Here is an 18587-nt window from a genome sequence, read left to right as displayed (position 1 = left end):
GCAGCGCGGCCGCGTTCTGGAGCTCAGCTGGCCGAGCCGAACCACGGACGGTGCAGGTCCATGTAGTGGACGTCCTGCAACAGCGACATCTCCTCCTCGACGACTTTCGCCGCGTCGGGTGGTAGCTCCTTCTTCTCGTTGCGGCGTGCCTCTTCCTCGCTGACGAAGGCCACGGTCTCGGTGAAGCAGCCGTCCGCGTCGATGGCGATCGTCGCGCCGATGACGTCGGGGCGGTTGGCGGCGATGATCCCGCCGGACTTCTCGGCCAGCTCCCGTGCACGCTTCTTGTCACGGACCTGGCCCTGGATCACCTGTACGAATCCGGCCTCGTCGGACCCGCCGCCGAGTAGGAGGATCACGTCGTTGCAGTCGTGGAAGGTGACTTCTCCGGTGAAGTGTTCCTTCATCTCCTGCCACCACGCGTCCTGTTCCTTTCGCGTGCTGTTGCGCCGGGCCGCCTCTTCCGACGCGAACCGGACAGCGGCCACGAGCGTGCCGTCGTCGGTGATGCCGTAGGTACCGCCGAGCCAGCCGATCGCGCCCGGGGCCAGCTCACGGTGCCAGCGGTCCATGGTGGCCCTGGCTTTCTTGGCGTCGCGAACCTGGCCCTGGATTATTTGCATGAACATGGTGACGCTCCGCTTCCGGCCGCCATCAAGCACGCTACGTCCGCCGAACGGCAGCCGTGTCTGGGTAGTCCACTCTGGACCCTAACGGGCGATCGGTCCGTTCCGCGCGGGCCGAAGGTCTCAAGTGGACAAATTCAGGCAATCGTGTGGTGGCGAGGTTGCCCACATCGATCTGCAGAGGCCGCCAGGACGACGAGAGCGCCCGCGATCGTTCCGGCGAAGAACGGAGAGGGCACCAGGAGGACTCCGCCCAACGCACACCATGCCCCGACGCCCCACCCGATTCCGGCGGGCACGGCGACCCCGCGTCCGGCAAGGTGCCAGATCAGACAACCCAGGAGGATCAGGGGCACGGCGAAGCTTCCCGGCCCGGCCCAGAAGGTGACGTCGTTCCGCACCGGACCGTCGTCCGCGAGCGCGAGTGGGACGGCCGCCCACATCCCCCGATCCGCCCAGCCTGCGATGTCCTCCCAGGCGAAGAACGTGAGCAGGGCGAGGTGCCCGCCTCCCAGGACGAGCATGATCCCACTCGCCCAGCGGAGAAGTCGCCTACTGGAGTTCATCGGGACCCCCATCTATACGGTGCCGTACATTTCATGTGTACGGTACCGTATAACACCGGCACGACCTGCGGAGGTGGAACGATTCCTGCTGTGGCGCGCACGACACGAGCACGCTGGGTGGAGGCGGGCCTCGAAGCCCTTGCCCGGGGAGGCCCCGACGCGGTCCGCGTCGAGACACTCGCCGCGGGACTGGGTGTGACGAAGGGCGGGTTCTACGGGTACTTCGCCGGCCGTCCGGCGTTGCTCACGGAGATGCTCGACGAGTGGGAACGCCGGTACACCAAGGAAATCATCGCCCAGGCCGATGCGGAAGGGGGCGACGCGACCGAACGGTTCCGGCGCGTGGGTCAACTGTCATTCTCGGAGGACTTTCACCGGGTCGATCTCGCCGTCCGAGCCTGGGCCCGCAACGACCAGTCCGTCGCTGCCCGGCTGCGCCGGGTCGACAACGAGCGTATGGCGTTCCTGCGGAAGACGTTCAGCACGTTCATCGCCGACCCCGACGAGGTCGAGGCCCGCAGTATCCTGGCGTTCGCGCTGGCCATCGGCCGCCACTTCATCCTGGTGGACCACCCAGGCCACACCAAGAACGAAGCCGTCCACCTCGCCGCCGAACACCTCCTACGCCCCAGCGCGGCACCGGACACGCCGGGCTGATCGGCGAGCCACGTACTATATGCACTCCGTCCGTGCCCGATACGGGCTCTCGGCTGTCCTGACGCAGGGAAGAAGTGAACACGAACCAGGAAGTGACCGATTTCGCCGAGCTGGCGCTACGGCCGGAGCTCGTGCGGGCGCTGTCCCGTCTCGGCTACGAGGAGCCGACGCCCATCCAGCAGCTCGCCATCCCCACCGTGCTCGCCGGTCGTGACCTGGTGGGACAGGCCGCGACGGGCACCGGCAAGACGGCTGCCTTCGCGCTCCCGGTCCTCCAGCGGATCCCATGGCCGCGCACGGAGGTCGAGCCGCTCGCGCTGGTGTTGGTGCCGACGCGGGAACTGGCCGTCCAGGTCTGCGAGGCGATGCACCGGTACGGGCTCGACGTGGGCGCACGGGTCGTGCCCGTCTACGGCGGTCAGCCGATCGGCCAGCAGCTGAGGTCGCTCGGCCGGGGGGTGGACGTCGTGGTCGCGACGCCGGGGCGCGCGATCGACCTGCTGGCGAGAGGGGCGCTTCGACTCGGGAACCTCGAGATGGTGGTGCTCGACGAGGCGGACGAGATGCTCGACATGGGCTTCGCCGAGGACATCGAGTCGATCCTCGCCGAGGCCCCGGAGGACCGGCAGACGCTGCTGTTCTCCGCGACGATGCCGGCCAGGATCGACGGCATGGTCCGCCGTCACCTGCGCGACCCGGTTCGGATCGAGCTCGGCCGGTCCGAGTCCTCGAAGGACGATGTCGCGCTGGTGAGGCAGACCGCCTATGTCGTGCCGCGCGGTCACAAGCCGGCCGCGCTCGGTCGCGTCCTGGACATCGAGGCGCCGCTGGCCACGGTGGTCTTCTGCCGCACACGCGAGTCGGTCGACCTGCTCACCGAGACGTTGAACGGGCGTGGCTACCGCGCCGAGGGCCTGCACGGTGGGATGGATCAGCCGCAGCGGGACCGTGTGGTTGGGCGGCTGCGGGCGGGCACGCTCGATCTCGTCGTGGCGACCGACCTCGCGGCACGAGGACTGGACATCGAGCAGCTCACCCATGTCGTCAACTACGACGTGCCGAGCGCGCCGGAGTCCTATGTGCACCGTGTCGGTCGGGTCGGCCGGGCGGGGCGCGAGGGGGTCGCCATCACCCTGGCCGAGCCGCGAGAGCACCGGATGATCAAGACGATCGAGCGGGTGACCGGAAGGCGGATATCGGTCGAGACGCTGCCGACCGTCGCCGACCTACGTTCCCGTCGGCTGGACCTGACCCGCGCGGCGCTCCGGGAGAGCCTCATCTCCGACGGTCTGGATCACTTCCGTGTCGTGGTCGAGCAACTCGCCGAGGAGTTCGACGTGATGGATGTGGCGCTCGCCGCGGTCAAGCTGGCGCACGAGGCGAGCGGCGCGGCCGGCGACGACGAGGACATCCCCGAGGTCGCGCCACCCCAGTCGGAGGCTCCCGGCCGTGCCGCGGGCCGCGAGCGGCGGGGCCGGGGCGGTGGTGAGGGCATGACACGGTTGTACGTCGGTGCCGGGCGTTCGTCGGGCGTGCGGCCTCAGGACCTGGTCGGCGCCATCGCGGGGCAGTCGCGTCTCACCGGCCGCGACATCGGCGCGATCGAGATCGCCGACCGCTTCTCGCTGGTGGAGGTGCCGGAGTCCGCCGCGGACGAGGTGATAGCCGCGCTCCGGGGGAGTGGCGTCAAGGGCCGTCGGACGACGGTTCGCCGGGAGCGGTACCAGTCCTTGCCGCGATCGAAGCCACGCCGCGGCTGACCGACCGCGCCGGGCCCGGCTGGCGCTAGCCGGGCCCACGGTGGGCTGAGCAGCAGCCCGGCCACGCTGGTCGCGTGTGGCCCGACCATCGACGTGCCCTGCAGGTAGCAGAACAGGGCTCCGGTGACAGTGGCGGTCCGGCTCGGAGGGCAGCCGCAGGTTGATCGTCCTCATAGGACGAATTGTGGTTGGTGAATAAGACGCTCATCCACTACGGACCGACACCGCGGCTCACCTTTTGTCAACCTCGTGGACTTCCGCGTACCGCTGGGGAATTCTGGCACGTGGGTCGCGCGGCCTCGTTCGAGTCGCACACCCAGCCAATGAGGAAACCGTCATGAAGATGCCCAAGCCCACGGAAGCGGAGAAAGAGCGGTTCGCGGCCATGGTGCCGGACGACCCTCGGGTCGAGATAAAGCCGATGTTCGGCAATCTCGGTGCCTTCGTCAACGGCAACATGTTCATGGGTCTGTTCGGTGCGGACGTGGGAGTCAAGCTGCCCGCCGACGAACTCGCGGATCTGCTCGGCAAGCCGGGCGCCGGTCCGTTCGGACCTGCGGAACGTCCGATGGGCGGGTACGCCACGCTGCCGCCCGACCTGTCTGCCGAGGACACCCGTGACTGGACCGCCAAGGCGCTGCGATACGTCGGCGCCCTGCCGCCCAAGGCTGCCAAGAAGAAGGCGACCGCGAGGAAATCCTGACCGAGTGTCGCAAGTGGACGGACACGGCACGCCGCCTTCCGGTCACCGTTCGACGACCGGGTCGAAGGGCTCTGGTCGATGTGGACGTACCGGGCGTCGACTGACGGACGTGGCCGCGATCGACGGTGCGGGTACCGCCGACGCTCACGGCCGCCTTCCAGCGAAGGAGAAATCATGACCCCAGATGAGCGTCGGGACCTGCTACGTCGTGTGAACGACCGGATGTGGAACGAAGGCGACCTGGACGCGTGCGACGAGCTGTTCGCCTCGAACTGTTCGTTCCACGACCCCAGCTTCCCGGTGGACGGCGTCGCCGGACTCAAGGAACAGATTCGCGAGCTCCGTGCGGCGTACCCCGACCTGCACATGGACCTCCACGAGATTCTCGTCGACGGTGACCTGACCGCGGCCCGGTGGACCATGGGTGCCACGTCCCGCGGTGAGTTCCGTGGCATTCCGGCGACCGGGAAGTCCTATGTGATGACCGGAATGGAATGCGAGAAGTGGGAGGGCGACCGGGTCGTGGAGACGTGGATCAACTACGACCTGTTCGGCGCACTGCAACAGACGGGCGTCATCCCGGAGACCGTCGCGCGCGAGTCGACCAGCTAGCGGGGCTCACGGCCGGGGAGGTGTCCGCCGGGCCTGGTCCGTCCGCGTCGACGGACCAGGCCCCTTCACTGTCTACTTGGCAGCGGGGTTGGCCAGTGCGGACTTGCGGCGGCCGTAGGCGAGGTAGATCACCAGGCCGATACCGAACCAGATGGCGAAGCGCAGCCAGGTCTCCGGCGCGAGGAACGTGATCAGCCAGATCGAGAACACGATGCCGATGACCGGCACCACGGGCATGCCGGGGCAGCGGAACGTCCGTGGCAGTTCGGGCTTGCGGTACCGCAGCACGATCACCGCGACGCACACCACCACGAAAGCCAACAGGATCCCGATGTTGGTCAGCTCCGCCGCCTCGCCGATCGGGAGGAAGCCGGCGATGCCGGCGGAGGCGATGCCCAGCACCCAGGTCATCCTGGTCGGCACGTTGCGAACCGGGTGCGTCTTGCCGAACCATTGGGGCAGCAGGCCGTCCCGGCTCATCGCGAACCCGACGCGCGAGGCGCCCATCAGGAAGGTGAACAGCACCGTGAGGATGCCGAGGATGGCGCCGACCGCGATCACCGCGCCGAGTGTTGGCAGGCCGACCGAGGCGAACGCGCTGGAGAACGCGGCCTCGGAGTCGATGTCCCGGTAGTTCACCATGCCGGTCAGCACGAGACACGCGAGCACGTAGAGCACCATCGAGATCGCGAGCGAGTACAGGATCGCCTTGGGCATGTGCCGTTGCGCGTCCTTGGACTCCTCCGCGGCGGTGCTCATCGCGTCGTAGCCGAACACCGCGAAGAAGACGGTCGCCGCGCCGGTGAACGCGCCGGTCAGCCCGAACGGCGCGAACGGGTCGTAGTTGCCGGCGTCGATGTGGAACACCCCGGCGACGATCACCACGAGGACGATGACGACCTTCAGGTAGACCAGCGCGGTCTCGAACCGTGCCGCGTTGCGCATGCCCAGGTTCAGGACGTAGGCGATCAGCAGGCACAGCAGGATCGCGAACAGGTTCACGTGGTAGCTGCCCGCCGCGACGCCGTCGGGCTCGGTGCCCGGCGCGCCCATCATCCACTGTGGCAGTCCGATGTCGAGGAACCCGAGAAGGTCGTTGAAGTAGCCCGAGATCCCGATCGCCACCACCGCGACGATCGCGGTGTACTCGAGGAGCAGGTCCCAGCCGATGAACCAGCCGGCGAACTCGCCGAGCACCGCGTAGCCGTACGTGTACGCGGAGCCGGCGCGCGGGATCAGCCCGGCGAACTCGGCGTAGGCGAACGCCGCCGCCGCGCTCGCCACACCGGCGATGAGAAAGGAGATGAGGACCGCGGGGCCGGCCTTCTCGTTCGCCACCGCGCCGGCCAGTGAGAAGATGCCGGCGCCGATGATCCCGCCGACGCCGATCGCGGTCAGCTGGCGCAGGCCGAGCTCGCGGGTGAGGTGGTTGCCGTTGGACGACTCGTCGATCTCTTCGATGGGCTTGCGGCGGAACATGGTGGTGGCCATGAAGGTTCCTGTCAGTGCGTCGTTGCGAGCGAGCGGAGGAAGAAAACGAGGTTCGCCGGCCGTTCGGCGAGGCGGCGCATGAAGTACGGGTACCACTGGTCGCCATAGGGGACGTAGACACGCATCCGTCGGCCCCGCGCGGTGATCCGGTCCTGTTCCCTCGGTCTGATCCCGTACAGCATCTGGTACTCGAAGGAACCCGCGGCCCGGCTGACCGCGAGCTTCTCGGTGATCGCGACCAGGCGTGGGTCATGGGTGGCGACCATCGGATAACCCTTGCCGGCCATGAGGATCCGCAGACACCGGACGTACGCGCGGTCCACTTCGGACTTGCGCTGGTAGGCGACCGACGACGGCTCCCGGTAGGCGCCCTTGCACAGCCGTACCCTGCTGCCCGGGCCGGCGAGCTCCCGGCAGTCCTGTTCGGTACGGCGCAGGTGTGCCTGGAGCACCGCACCGACCCACGGGAAGTCGACTCGGAGCGCACGCACCGTCTCCAGGGTCTGGTCGGTGGTGGTGTGATCCTCCATGTCCACCGTGACCGTGGTGCCGACCGACGCGGCGGCTTCGCAGACGCGTCTCGCGTTCGCCAGGGCGATCCTCTTCCCGTTCATGGGAAGGGAGCCGCCGATGGCGGACAGTTTCAGCGAGATCTCGACCCGGGACGTGAGTCCGGTGCGGTCCAACAGGTCGAGCAGCCGGGTGTAGGCGACCACGGTCGCGTCCGCCTGTTCGGCGTCCATCGTGGACTCGCCGAGGAGGTCGAGGGTCACCTCGCGGTCCACGGCCAGCACCGAACTGGCGGCGATGGCGTGGGCGACGTCGTTCCCCGCGACGAACCGGGCGACCACCTGCCGGGTCGGCCGCATGTCCTCGATCAGCGCCCGGCAGCGGTCCGAGCGCGCGGCTGCGAGCAACGCGGTGCGCACCATGGCTCAGTCCTGGTGGGGATAGCGGACGCTGGTCGGCGGCACGAACGTCTCCTTGACCGAACGCGGGCTGGTCCAGCGCAGCAGGTTCAGCGGGGAGCCTGCCTTGTCGTTGGTGCCCGACGCCCGGCCGCCGCCGAAGGGCTGCTGGCCGACGACCGCGCCGGTCGGCTTGTCGTTGACGTAGAAGTTGCCCGCGGCGAACCGCAGCTCCTCGCTCGCGTGGATGATCGCGGCCCGGTCCCTGGCGATGACGGCGCCGGTGAGTGCGTACGGCGAGACACCCTCCAACTGCCGGAGCACCCGCTCGTAGTCGCCGTCCTCGTACACGTGCACGGCCAGGATCGGGCCGAAGTACTCGGTGCGGAACACCTCGTGCTCGGGATCGTCGCCGGTGAGCACCGTGGGGCGGACGAAGTAACCCTCGGTGTCGTCGGCCGTGCCGCCGGCGAGCACGGTCAACGCCGGGTCGGCCGCCGCAGCACGTTGCACGCCCGCCAGCCGGTCGAACGCCCGCTGGTCGATGACCGCGCCGAGGAAGTTGGTGAAGTCGGTGACGTCCCCCATCGCCAACGCGTCCACTTCGGACACCAGGTCGTCCTTCAACCGCCGCCACAGCGACCGCGGCACGTAGGCGCGGGACGCGGCGGAGCACTTCTGGCCCTGGAACTCGAAGGCGCCGCGCACCATCGCGGTGCGCAGCACGTCGACGTCCGCCGACGGATGCGCCAGTACGAAGTCCTTGCCGCCGGTCTCCCCGACGAGCCTCGGATAGCCGCGGTAGCCGGCGATGTTCGCGCCGACCGTTGCCCAGAGGTGCTGGAACACCCTGGTCGAGCCGGTGAAGTGGATGCCGGCCAGGTCCGGGTCGGCCAGCACCACGTCGGAGGTCGCCAGCCCGTCACCCGTGACCAGGTTGATCACTCCGGGAGGCAGCCCGGCCTCGGTCAGCAGGCGCATGGTGAGGTCCGCGGCGAACATCTGGGTCGTGGCCGGTTTCCACACCACCGTGTTGCCCATGAGCGCGGGCGCCGTGGGCAGGTTCCCGGCGATGGCGGTGAAGTTGAACGGCGTGACCGCGTAGACGAAGCCTTCCAGCGGCCGGTAGTCGGTGCGGTTCCACACCCCGGCCGAGCTGCGTGGCTGCTCGGCCAGCAGCTCCCGTGCGAAGTGCACGTTGAACCGCCAGAAGTCGATCAGCTCGCAGGCGGAGTCGATCTCGGCCTGGATCGCCGTCTTCGACTGACCGAGCATGGTGGCGGCGTTCAGGGTCGCCCGCCATGGCCCGGCCAGCAGGTCCGCCGCCCGCAGCAGGATCGCCGCCCGCTCGTCGAACGGCAGTGCGCGCCACCCCGGTGCTGCCTGTTTGGCGGCCTCGACCGCGGCACACGCGTCGGCCGCGGTCGCGTTGCGGAGGGTGCCGAGCACGGCCCGGTGTTTGTGCGGTTGCACTACCTCGATGCCGGCGCCGCCGCCCATCACGCGCTCGCCGCCGAGGGTCATCGGCAGGTCGACCGGCTGTTTGGCCAACCGCGCGAGCTCGGCGTCCAGCCGCTCCCGTTCGGCGCTCCCGACCACGTAGTCCTGCACGGATTCGTTGTCGGGAGGCGGAACCCGGGTCACTGCGTCCATCGGCGTCTCCTGGGCGGTAGCGAGCGGTGTGGTTAGACCGTAAGGAGCCGACGACCGGTCCAGGTTCGTCGATGTGACTACTGTTGCCCGGGTCGCTTTGTCCGATCGCACAAACGGAGGTGGAAGTGGCGTCGGAAATCCCCGAATTGTCCGGTGCGAGCCTTCGTCAGCTGCTCGCCGCACTGGGCGCACCGGTCGCTGATCTCGTGGCCGCCCCGGCCGGACTGGACGCCCCGATCGAGGACGTGGTGATCGTCGACCCCGACGACGAACCGGACGCGTCACCGGGCGACCTCGTGCTGATCATCGGATCCCGCGGGACCGCGGCCGTCCGGTTGGTGCGGGCGCTCGCGCGCCGAGGGGCCACCGCCGTCGCGGTGAAGGTGGCGCCAGGCGACGTACCGGACCAGCTGCGTGCCGCGGCACTGGACAGCGGGATCGCCATGCTCGCGGTGCGTCCGGAGGTGCGGTGGGACCAGCTCGACTCTCTCGCCCGGGGCGTCGTGGCGGACGCGCGGGTGGCCACGGTCGCCGAGCCGGGCGAGTCCGCGGACCTCTTCTCCCTGGCACAGACCATCGCGGCGCTCACCGGCGGCGCGGTGAGCGTCGAGGACACGGCCAACCGGGTCCTGGCGTACTCGCGTTCCGACGACGAGGTCGACGAGCTGCGCCGGCTGTCGATCCTGGGCTGGCAGGGACCCGAGGACTACCTGGCGCTGCTCCGCGAGTGGGGCGTGCTCGCCCGGTTGAGCGCGGGGGAGGAGGTGGTGCACGTCGACGAGCACGCCGAGCTGGGTATCCGCCGCCGGCTCGCGATCGGGATTCGCGCGGGCACCCAGCCGCTCGGCTCCATCTGGGTCCAGGAGGGCAGCACCCCGCTCGCCGATCGGGCCGAAGCGGTGCTGCTCGGCGCGGCCAGGGTGGCCGCGCTGCACCTGGTCCGCCGGCGCGCCGGACCCACGTCCGGTCTGCGGCTGCGGCAGAACCTGCTCACCAGCATGCTCGACAACCGGATCGAGCCGAGGACGCTGGCCGACAACATCGGCGCGGACGTGCACAAACCGGCCGCCGTCGCGGCGTTCGCGATGTCCGCCACCGGTGCCGGTCAGCCTGTGCTCGAGCTGCGTGGCGCGGCCATGTCCGAGCTGATCTCCGTGCACGCCGCCGCCTACCGGCGCAGTGCGCTCGTCACCACGATCGGCCCGCGCGGCTACCTGCTCCTGCCGGATTTGCCAGAGCACGACGCCGACACGGTCGTGCTGGGGCTCGCCCGTGAGATCGTCACGGCCGCGCGGAAACGGCTCGGCCTCACGGTCCGCGCCGCGGTCGGCTCGGTGGTCGGCTCGCTCACCGACGTGGCGGAGTCCAGGTCCGAGGCCGACCGCGTGCTGGACGTGACGGAGGACGACGGTGCCGCGGGGGAGGTCGCCACCATCGCCGACGTCCGCGCGAAGGTGCTGCTGGACGAGACGCTGACGATCCTGGAGAGCGACCCACGCCTACGCGATCCGCGCGTCACCGTCCTGGTCGAACACGACGCTACGCACGGTACGGAGCTGGTGGCCTCACTGGTCGCCTACCTCGACCATGTGCGGGACGTCCGCACGGCCGCTCGTCGGCTCAACGTGCATCCCAACACGCTGCGTTACCGGATTCGGCGGGTCACAGAGCTGAGCGGCCTCGACCTCACCGACCCTGGCCAGAGCCTGTTCGCGCACCTACAGCTGCTGTGGGAAACCCGCCGTCGCGGTTTGTGACCGAGCTGAGCTGGCGTGTTCGGTGCTCTTCGTGACTAGTATCACAGTCATGGACTACGAACACGTCGTCGTGACGTTCACCACCGACAGCAAGCAGCTCGCCGACATCATGGCGGCAGAGCTCGCGGGTACCGAGTTCACCTGCTGCGCGCACATCGAGGGCCCCATCCGCCGGGTCCACCGCTGGCACGGCCGCCGCCACACGAGCGAGCAGTGGCGAGTGGAGATCGAGGCCCTGCCGGACGGGGCCGACGCGTTGGTCGACCATCTCACCGCCCACCACGCCGGCGAAGTGCACGACCTCGTGGTGACCGACAAAGTACGACACCTGGTGGGCGAGACCGCCGACTAGAGCCGCGCTCACCGGCCGCACCCACCCGAGCAAGCCGACCCGAGGCGGTCGCCGAAGGCGATGTGTGTTTCGGGAGTCCGCACTGGAGAACCCGATGCCGGCGGCCAAAGGCGGGCAGGAGCCGCTGGCCCGTACCAGCGGAGCATGCGCCAGATCCGCGCCAACCGTGCACACGCGATCTCCGCCGGCAGCCGCGATGTGCTGGTCGGTGCGCTCGACACAACCCCGACCTCGCGCCCAACATTGACTGGGCCAACTCGGTGAGCTGCGCCAACCTGGGCATTCCCGATACCGCGCCGGCAGGATGGCTGGCGCCGGAAGGCTCGACCTTCCGACACGGTGACCAACGCCTCACCGGCGACAACTGCGTGCAGGTGCCCGCCGAGGTGCCCGGTGTGCTGAGCGTGTCCGGTGTCGGCGCCGAGAAGCGCAAGGCCCGGTACTCCGCCTACGGCATCCGGGACACGGACGTGACCGCGCCGAGCGGCGACCCTTTCCAGATCCCGGACACGCCGGACGGCAGCCCGGGCGTCATCACCCCGATCAACAGCTCCGAGTGGGGCTTCTTCGGCGGCACGTCCGCCGCGACACCACACGTGGCCGGCGTCGTCGCGCTGATCCGCGGCACACACCCGAACTGGTCCGCCGACCGGGTACTGGCCGCCGTCCAGCGGGACGCGCAACCAGCTGCCGTGCCCACCCGTCGGCGTCTTCGACCCTGACGGTACCGGCGTCTGGCTGGCGCACCGCGAAGGCGGCCGCTCGGGCCGGGGCTTCTACGGATCCGGTCTGGTCGACGCGCTGGCCGCCGTCCGGGGGTAGGGAATCCGGATCTCTTGACGGCCGGCCCCGGCGGGAGTCAGAGTTAGGCGAACGTTCGCCTTCGCTGGGGAGGGTCGTCCGTGTACGTGTCGCTGAGGGATGTGGCGGCCCGTTCCGGTGTGAGCTTCCAGACCGCGAGCAAGGTGCTCAACGGCCGTCCGGGGGTGGTGTCGCCCGCCACTCGTGAGCGGATCCTGCGTGCGGCGGCGGAACTGGGCTATGTGCCCAACGCGATGGCCCGTGGTCTGGTGCGGAAGACGTCGGTCACGGTCGGTGTGGTCGCCGACGACTTCTCCGATCTCGCGGTCTCGCAGTTCGTGCGGGCCGCCCAGCGTGCCGCGGCCGGCCGGGGCCACGCCGCGCTGATCAGCAGTGTGCACGCGGACATCGACGCGGAGTTGGCCGTACGCAAGCTACTCGAGTACCGGGTGGACGGGATCCTGGTGGCGGCTCCGTCGCTGGAGGACGATCCAGGGCTCGGCGTCGCACTGCGCGGGCCGCTGCCGGTCGTGAGCATCAACCGGATCCACGGTGTCGACGTGCCGATGGTCGGTTCGGACCACCGGGCCACCGGCGAACTGGCGGCGGAGCATCTGCTCGGCCTCGGTCACCGGCGGATCGGCACGGTCACGGGGCCGAGCACGAGGCACGTCGTGGGTAGCCGGATGCGTGGTTTCCGGTCGGCGCTTCGGGCCGCGGGCAGGTCGTTGCCCGAGCGACGGGTCGTCGAGGCGGACTGGACCTACGAAGGCGGTTGGGCCGCGGCGCACCGTCTGCTGGACGCCGACCCGAGTGTCACCGCCGTGTTCGTGCACAACGACACCATGGCCATGGGTGCCCTCAAGGCACTGCACGAGCGTGGCCTGCGGCTGCCCACCGACTGTTCGGTCGTCGGCTGCGACGACCTTTCCTTCGCCGGATACCTCGTGCCGGCACTGACCACCGTGCGTGTTCCGTTCCAGGAGACCGGCGAACGGGCGGCGATGTTGCTCGTGGACCGGATCGGCGGGAAGCGGATCCCCGCACGCAACCTGCTGCCGGTCGAGTTGGTCGTCCGAGAGTCAACGTGCCCGCCATTGTCCAGTTAGGACGGTGAGGAATGATCGGTCCCCCGAGGAACGCACTGACCCGGCGCGACGTGCTGCGCGCAACCCTGCTGGGAGCGTTGGCCGCGACCGGCGCCGGCTGTTCCGCGGTCGGCGCTGGCCTGCTCGACACCGGGCCCGCACCCGGCACCCTGGCGTACTGGAACCTCTTCGGCGGTGGGGACGGCGTCCGCATGCAGCAGATGGAGGACTCCTACCGCGCGGCGAACCAGGCCATCGACCTGCAGGCCGTGACGCTCGCGTGGGGAAACCCGTACTACACCAAGCTGGCGCTCGCCACCGTCGGCGACCGCCCGCCCGACGTCGCGGTGTCCCACCTGACCCGGATGAAGACATTGGCGGCGGGAAACCTGCTGCAGGAGCTGGAGCCCGAGGACCTCGCACGGCACGGCATGACGGCCGGGAACTTCAACCGGCGGGCATGGGAGGCCGGTCTGGTCGACGGGAAGGCCTACGCGATCCCGATCGACACGCACCCGTTCGTGCTGTTCTACAACACGGAGATCTGCGCGGAGGCCGGCCTGCTCGACGCGACGGGCAAGCTCAGCCCGATCAAGGGTGCGGACCAGTTCGTCGACGCCCTGACGAAGGCGAAACAGGTCACCGGCCGGTACGGCGCGACGCACGGCATCAACTCCGACACGGCCTCGCCCTGGCGGCTGTTCCAGACCCTGTACGCCCAACTGGGTGGCGAGGTGCTGGCCGACGAGGGCACGCGGGTCGTACTCGACGACGACAAGACCAAGCAGGTGCTCGACTTCCTCCGCCTGCTCACCGTCGAGAAAGGACTGATGCCCGGCAGCGTCGACTACCAGGGCGCGATCGCGCTGTTCGCCACCGGAGCGGCCGGGTTCCACCTCAACGGCGAGTGGGAGATCTCCACGTTCCAGGCCGCCAAGACGCCGTTCAGCATGACGTTGGTGCCCAACATCTTCGGCGGCGACTACGCCGTGCAGGCCGACTCGCACTGTCTCGTGCTGCCGGTGCGGCCCGACCAGGACCGGGCCCGGCTCGACCTCGCACTCGGCTTCGTCAGGTCGATGCTGGACCAGAGCCGCACCTGGGCTGAGGGCGGTCACGTGCCGGCCTGGCAACCGTTCGCCCGAAGCGAGGCGTACCGACAGCTCACCCCGCAGTCCGAGTACGCGGCGGCCGCCGACGCCGCCGTCTACGACCCGCCGGGCTGGTACTCCGGTTCCGGCTCGAACTTCGAGAACGTCATGGGCGGGGCCGTCGGCGCCGTCGAGGCCGGCGGGATGTCAGCGACCGCCGCGATCGCGCAGATCCGCTCGAAGCTGTCCCACCTGGCCAGCACCGCGCCGCCGGCGTGACCCTGCTCGAGGAGGTTGGCCGTGGCCAGCGTCGAAACCACCATCCCCGAACCCACTCGCGTGACATCCCCGGAGCGGCCGCCGACACGGGCGAAGCGCGAGGCCCAACCACGCGGACACGGGCGACCCGCGTTGCTGTTCCTCGCCCCGTTCCTGGCCCTGTACCTGCTGTTCATCGTCGGGCCCGCGCTCTACGGCCTCGTGATGAGCTTCTTCGACACCAGCATGGTCACCTCCGGGTTCGGGCAGTTCGCCGGGCTCGACAACTACGCCGAAGCGCTCACCAGCAGCGACTTCTGGGCGGCGCTGTGGCACACGATCTGGTTCACGATCCTCACCACGCCACCGCTCATCGTGCTCGCACTCGTGTTCGCGTTGCTCGCCGAGCGGGCCAGCCGGGCGCGGTGGTTCTTCCGGCTGGCGTTCTTCCTGCCGTACATCCTGCCGTCGGCCGTCGTCGCGCTCATCTGGGTCTGGATGTACACCCCGGCGCTCGGTCTGCTCAGCCGCACGATGACGGCACTCGGTCTCGCCGAACCCAACTGGCTCGGCGATCCCGACCTGGCGATGGTGTCGCTGGCCATCACCACCGTGTGGTGGACGCTCGGGTTCAACTTCGTGCTGTACCTCGCCGGTCTGCAGGACATCCCGCGTGACCTGTACGAGGCGTCCGCGATCGACGGCGCCGGACCGTGGCAGCAGATCCGCATGATCACCCTGCCGCTGCTCGCCCGCACCACGTCGCTGGTCGTGGTCCTGCAGATCATCGCCTCGATGAAGGTGTTCGACCAGATGTACATCATGACCCAGGGCGGTCCGAACTTCGCCACCCGCTCGCTTCTGCAGTACGTGTTCGACGTCGGGTTCACCGACTTCCGCACCGGCTACGCGGCGGCCGCGTCCACGCTGTTCTTCGTCGTGGTGCTCGCGGTGTCGACCGGGTGGCTCGTCATGACCCGCCGCCAGGAACCGGAGCTGTAAGACATGGCCACGCTCACCTTCGAAACCCGCGCGCTGACCACCGCCGAGGCACGGCGCAACGTCGCTTCCGCCGACCGCCGCACCCGCATCTTCAACCGCTGCTGCACCGGCGTGCTCGTCGCGTTCGCGCTCCTCTGGCTGGTGCCGCTGGCCTGGGCGGTCGACACCGCCCTCAAACCCAACGGGGAGACCACGAACCCGACGTGGGCCATCGAGAACCCGACCCTCGCCTCGTTCCGGACGTTGCTCGCCGAAGGTGACATCCTCAACTGGTACGCGGCGAGCTTCTTCACCTCGTCGCTGGTGGCGGTCGGCACGGTGGTCACGGCGAGCCTGGCCGCCTACGCGTTGTCCCGCATGCGGTTCCGGCACCGCCTGTTGGCGTTCTGGTTCATCCTGATCGGCATCATGATCCCCAACCAGGTGCTGATCGTGCCGAGGTTCCGGGAGCTGGCCAGCGTCAACCTGCTGAACACGTACTGGGCGGTCATCGTGCCGCAGATCCCCCTCGCCATCGCGGTGTTCGTCTTCAAGCAGTTCTTCGACGGGATCCCGAAGGACCTCGACGAGGCGGCACGCATCGACGGAGCGGGCTTCTTCCGCACCTACCGCCAGATCGTGCTGCCCCTCGCGCGTCCCGCGGTGTCGGCGGTGGCCATCTTCAGCTTCGTGTGGACCTGGAACGACCTGCTGTGGCCGCTGCTCGCGCTGAGCAACCCGAACATCATGACGATCCCGGTCGGCCTGGCGACGGTGCAGGGCACGTACGGGATCCGTTACGCCGACACGATGGCCTCGGCCATCCTCGGCGCATTGCCGCTGGTTCTGGTGTTCCTGCTGTTCCAGCGCCGCATCGTGGAAGGTATCGCCGGCACCGGACTGAAGGGATAGTTCATGCAGCACGCCGCCCTGGCCCTCGACCCAGCGTTCCGCATCGCCGAGGTCGACCCGCGTCTCTACGGGTCCTTCGTGGAGCACATGGGCCGGTGTGTCTACACCGGAATCTACGAACCGGGCCACGAAACCGCTGACGGTGAGGGATTCCGGGGCGATGTCGCCGAGCTCGTGCGCGAGCTGAGGACACCGGTGCTGCGGTACCCGGGCGGGAACTTCGTGTCCGGCTACACCTGGGAGGACGGCATCGGGCCGAGGGAGGACCGGCCGAGGAGGCTCGACCTCGCGTGGCGCTCGTACGAGACCAACCAGGTGGGCGTCGACGAGTTCGCCACATGGGCGCGCCGGATGGGCAGCGAGCCGATGATGGCGGTCAACCTCGGCACCCGGGGCATCGACGCCGCACGCAACCTCGTCGAGTACACGAACCATCCGAGCGGCACCTACTGGTCCGATCTGCGCCGCCGCAACGGAACGGCGCAGCCGCACGGCATCAAGCTGTGGTGCCTTGGCAACGAGATGGACGGGCCGTGGCAGATCGGCCACAAGACCGCGTCGGAGTACGCGCGGCTCGCCGCCGAGACCGCGAGGGCGATGCGGCGGGTCGACCCGTCGATCGAGCTGGTCGCGTGCGGCAGCTCCCACCAGCGGATGCCGACGTTCGGCACGTGGGAGGAGACCGTGCTCCGCGAGACCTACGACCTCGTCGACTACGTATCCCTGCACAGCTACTACGAACAGCGCGGCGACGACCGGGCAAGCTTTCTGGCCAGTGGCGTCAACATGGACCGCTTCATCGAGTCGGTGGTCGCCACGTGCGACCACGCCCGCGGGGTGGGGCAGCACCGCAAGCGCATGAACCTGTCCTTCGACGAGTGGAACGTGTGGTATCAGAGCAAGTTCCCCGGTGAGTCCAATCTGGACTGGGCGGAACGCCCACGCCTCATCGAGGACGAGTACTCGGTGGTCGACGCGGTCGTGGTCGGCAGCCTGCTCATCTCACTGCTGCGCCACGCCGACCGGGTGAAGATCGCCTGTCTTGCCCAGCTCGTCAACGTCATCGCGCCGATCCGGTCCGAACCAGGCGGGCCGGCATGGCGGCAGACCACCTTCCACCCGTTCGCACTGACCTCGCGCCACGGGCGGGGCATCGTGCTGCGGGTCGAACCCGCCGGCCCGACCTACGAGACGTCGTGGATGGGGGAGGTGCCCGTCGTCGACGCCACGGCCGTCCACGACGAGGAAACCGGCGCGGTCACCGTGTTCGCGGTCAACCGCGACCAACATGAGCCACTGGCCCTGGACGTCGACGTGCGCTCGTGGGCGAACCTGACGGTCGGCGAGCACGTGGCCCTGTTCGACGACGACCCCCAAGCGACGAACACCGTCGGACAGCCGGACCGGGTCACCCCGACCCGACTGTCCGACGTGAAGGCCGCCGACGGCACGGTCACGGCCGTGCTGCCGGCACTGTCCTGGAACATGATCCGACTGAGTGGCGCCTAGGCACAGTGCTTCCACTGAAGGTGGTAGATGGTACTGGCCGACGACTTCATCGCCAGGGAACTCGTGCTCGTCGCGGGATCCGACGTGCCGGCGAGCACCCGCAGTTCGGTGCTGATGTTCAGATTGCGCTGCGCCCCACACGGATGGAAGATCATGTCCGCCTCGCCGATCTCGTCGACGGTCTGCCATTCGTCCTCGAGCGGGCCCGTGAACGTGTGCAGGTGGAACGGCGTCGGAACCTGGCCCGCGAAGTAGTACCCGGCCCGCTGTCGACCGGTCGCACCAGCTGCCAGGGAGGCGAATCCGCGGAACTCGGCTCGTGAGATGGCATAGGTGTAGCCGTCGGGGACATGCATACCCATGTTGAGCTGACAGGACTTCCGAAAGTCGGTCGGTGCCGCACCGACGCCCAGGCGCGCCAGGTACTGGTCGTAGGTCACCGTGAACGTCGTGTTGTCCGGCGAGACACTGATCCCGGCCGTGCCGGGCGGACAACCGGTCCCGTTGACAGCCACCACGTCGACGACGACCTCGCTGGTCGGGGGCGCGTCGAGGGACTCCGTCGCTGACGCCGAGGGAATGAACAAATGACTGAACAAGGTCAGAATTACCGCGCCGCTGACAACTGATCTGCTACGCATTGGCTTCCCTTTCCGGCGACTATATCGGCCCCCACCGGCCGGCCGTTTCTACTTGTGGCCGGCGCGCCACCGACGCTGTCTCGAAAGACGCTTTCGGGTCGTTTGAGCCCAGATCCACCGATGGTCTTGGTGGCTTGCGTGCGGTTCGGTGGTCCAGCGGCGCGGTTTCGGGCGCTTCGCGCCCGAAACCGCCCGTAGCCAGGGGCGGTCGCGACTTGGGC

At 69.0% G+C, this 18587-nt stretch carries 18 protein-coding genes; 12 read left to right on the top strand and 6 right to left on the bottom strand.

The features are described from left to right. Window positions 1–23: 23 nt before the first annotated feature. Both VF106_RS40850 and VF106_RS40845 read right to left on the bottom strand, forming a co-directional pair. A complete protein-coding gene (locus VF106_RS40850) occupies window positions 24–629 on the bottom strand; it encodes a hypothetical protein (protein ID WP_330845387.1) in 606 nt (201 codons plus the stop codon). A gap of 134 nt (window positions 630–763) precedes the next feature. Beyond that, entirely contained in the window at window positions 764–1192 is a 429-nt protein-coding gene (locus VF106_RS40845) for a DUF6463 family protein (protein WP_524535873.1), read from the bottom strand. A 90-nt stretch (window positions 1193–1282) separates the two neighbouring features. On the opposite strand from VF106_RS40845, the gene VF106_RS40840 reads away from it, so the two are divergent. The 4 genes from VF106_RS40840 to VF106_RS40825 all read left to right on the top strand — a co-directional run bounded on the left by VF106_RS40840 (window position 1283) and on the right by VF106_RS40825 (window position 4924). Beyond that, a complete protein-coding gene (locus VF106_RS40840) occupies window positions 1283–1849 on the top strand; it encodes a TetR/AcrR family transcriptional regulator (RefSeq protein ID WP_330845385.1) in 567 nt (188 codons plus the stop codon). A gap of 92 nt (window positions 1850–1941) precedes the next feature. Beyond that, window positions 1942–3609: a DEAD/DEAH box helicase gene (locus VF106_RS40835; RefSeq protein WP_330845384.1), complete on the top strand. Its 1668-nt coding sequence runs from the start codon at window positions 1942–1944 to the stop codon at window positions 3607–3609. A 337-nt stretch (window positions 3610–3946) separates the two neighbouring features. After that, window positions 3947–4312 carry a TfoX/Sxy family protein gene (locus VF106_RS40830; RefSeq protein ID WP_330845383.1) on the top strand — a complete coding sequence of 122 codons (366 nt, stop codon included), beginning with the start codon at window positions 3947–3949 and terminating at the stop codon, window positions 4310–4312. A gap of 174 nt (window positions 4313–4486) precedes the next feature. Next, window positions 4487–4924, top strand: a complete 438-nt coding sequence (locus VF106_RS40825; RefSeq protein ID WP_330845382.1) for an ester cyclase — start codon at window positions 4487–4489, stop codon at window positions 4922–4924. A gap of 72 nt (window positions 4925–4996) precedes the next feature. Here the strand turns inward: VF106_RS40825 and VF106_RS40820 are convergent, their stop codons facing one another. From VF106_RS40820 to pruA, 3 genes are read right to left on the bottom strand one after another with little or no spacing between them, the layout of a single operon-like run. Continuing rightward, the gene (locus VF106_RS40820) at window positions 4997–6415 is read right to left on the bottom strand and encodes an amino acid permease (RefSeq protein WP_330845381.1); all 1419 of its coding nucleotides are present in this window, start codon (window positions 6413–6415) and stop codon (window positions 4997–4999) included. Window positions 6416–6426: 11 nt separating this feature from the next. After that, the gene (locus VF106_RS40815) at window positions 6427–7347 is read right to left on the bottom strand and encodes a proline dehydrogenase family protein (protein ID WP_330845380.1); all 921 of its coding nucleotides are present in this window, start codon (window positions 7345–7347) and stop codon (window positions 6427–6429) included. 3 nt (window positions 7348–7350) lie between these two features. Further along, on the bottom strand, window positions 7351–8976 hold the full coding sequence (pruA, locus tag VF106_RS40810; RefSeq protein WP_330845379.1) for an L-glutamate gamma-semialdehyde dehydrogenase: 1626 nt from the start codon (window positions 8974–8976) through the stop codon (window positions 7351–7353). A gap of 125 nt (window positions 8977–9101) precedes the next feature. Between pruA and VF106_RS40805 the strand changes: the two genes are divergently transcribed. The 8 genes from VF106_RS40805 to arfA all read left to right on the top strand — a co-directional run bounded on the left by VF106_RS40805 (window position 9102) and on the right by arfA (window position 17725). After that, window positions 9102–10733, top strand: a complete 1632-nt coding sequence (locus tag VF106_RS40805) for a helix-turn-helix domain-containing protein (RefSeq protein ID WP_330845378.1) — start codon at window positions 9102–9104, stop codon at window positions 10731–10733. Between the two features lie 49 nt (window positions 10734–10782). After that, entirely contained in the window at window positions 10783–11085 is a 303-nt protein-coding gene (gene cutA / locus VF106_RS40800; RefSeq protein ID WP_330845377.1) for a divalent cation tolerance protein CutA, read from the top strand. A gap of 260 nt (window positions 11086–11345) precedes the next feature. Continuing rightward, window positions 11346–11807: a S8 family serine peptidase gene (locus VF106_RS40795; RefSeq protein WP_330845376.1), complete on the top strand. Its 462-nt coding sequence runs from the start codon at window positions 11346–11348 to the stop codon at window positions 11805–11807. A gap of 180 nt (window positions 11808–11987) precedes the next feature. After that, window positions 11988–12995: a LacI family DNA-binding transcriptional regulator gene (locus tag VF106_RS40790; protein ID WP_330845375.1), complete on the top strand. Its 1008-nt coding sequence runs from the start codon at window positions 11988–11990 to the stop codon at window positions 12993–12995. Window positions 12996–13006: 11 nt separating this feature from the next. Further along, the gene (locus VF106_RS40785) at window positions 13007–14344 is read left to right on the top strand and encodes an extracellular solute-binding protein (RefSeq protein WP_330845374.1); all 1338 of its coding nucleotides are present in this window, start codon (window positions 13007–13009) and stop codon (window positions 14342–14344) included. A 21-nt stretch (window positions 14345–14365) separates the two neighbouring features. After that, window positions 14366–15325, top strand: coding sequence for a carbohydrate ABC transporter permease (locus tag VF106_RS40780; protein WP_330845373.1), 960 nt, complete (start codon window positions 14366–14368; stop codon window positions 15323–15325). A 3-nt stretch (window positions 15326–15328) separates the two neighbouring features. Then, window positions 15329–16216: a carbohydrate ABC transporter permease gene (locus VF106_RS40775; protein WP_330845372.1), complete on the top strand. Its 888-nt coding sequence runs from the start codon at window positions 15329–15331 to the stop codon at window positions 16214–16216. 3 nt (window positions 16217–16219) lie between these two features. Further along, window positions 16220–17725: an arabinosylfuranosidase ArfA gene (gene arfA / locus VF106_RS40770; protein WP_330845371.1), complete on the top strand. Its 1506-nt coding sequence runs from the start codon at window positions 16220–16222 to the stop codon at window positions 17723–17725. Here the strand turns inward: arfA and VF106_RS40765 are convergent. Then, complete coding sequence (locus VF106_RS40765) at window positions 17722–18366, bottom strand: DUF4360 domain-containing protein (RefSeq protein WP_330845370.1); 645 nt, start codon at window positions 18364–18366, stop codon at window positions 17722–17724. The two genes, arfA and VF106_RS40765, sit on opposite strands and share 4 nt — an antisense overlap. Window positions 18367–18587 lie beyond the last annotated feature (221 nt).

Origin of the sequence: Actinophytocola sp., assembly GCF_036378875.1 — a bacterium.
Taxonomy (GTDB): Bacteria; Actinomycetota; Actinomycetes; order Mycobacteriales; family Pseudonocardiaceae; genus Actinophytocola.
This window is presented reverse-complemented; position numbering and strand designations above follow the sequence as displayed.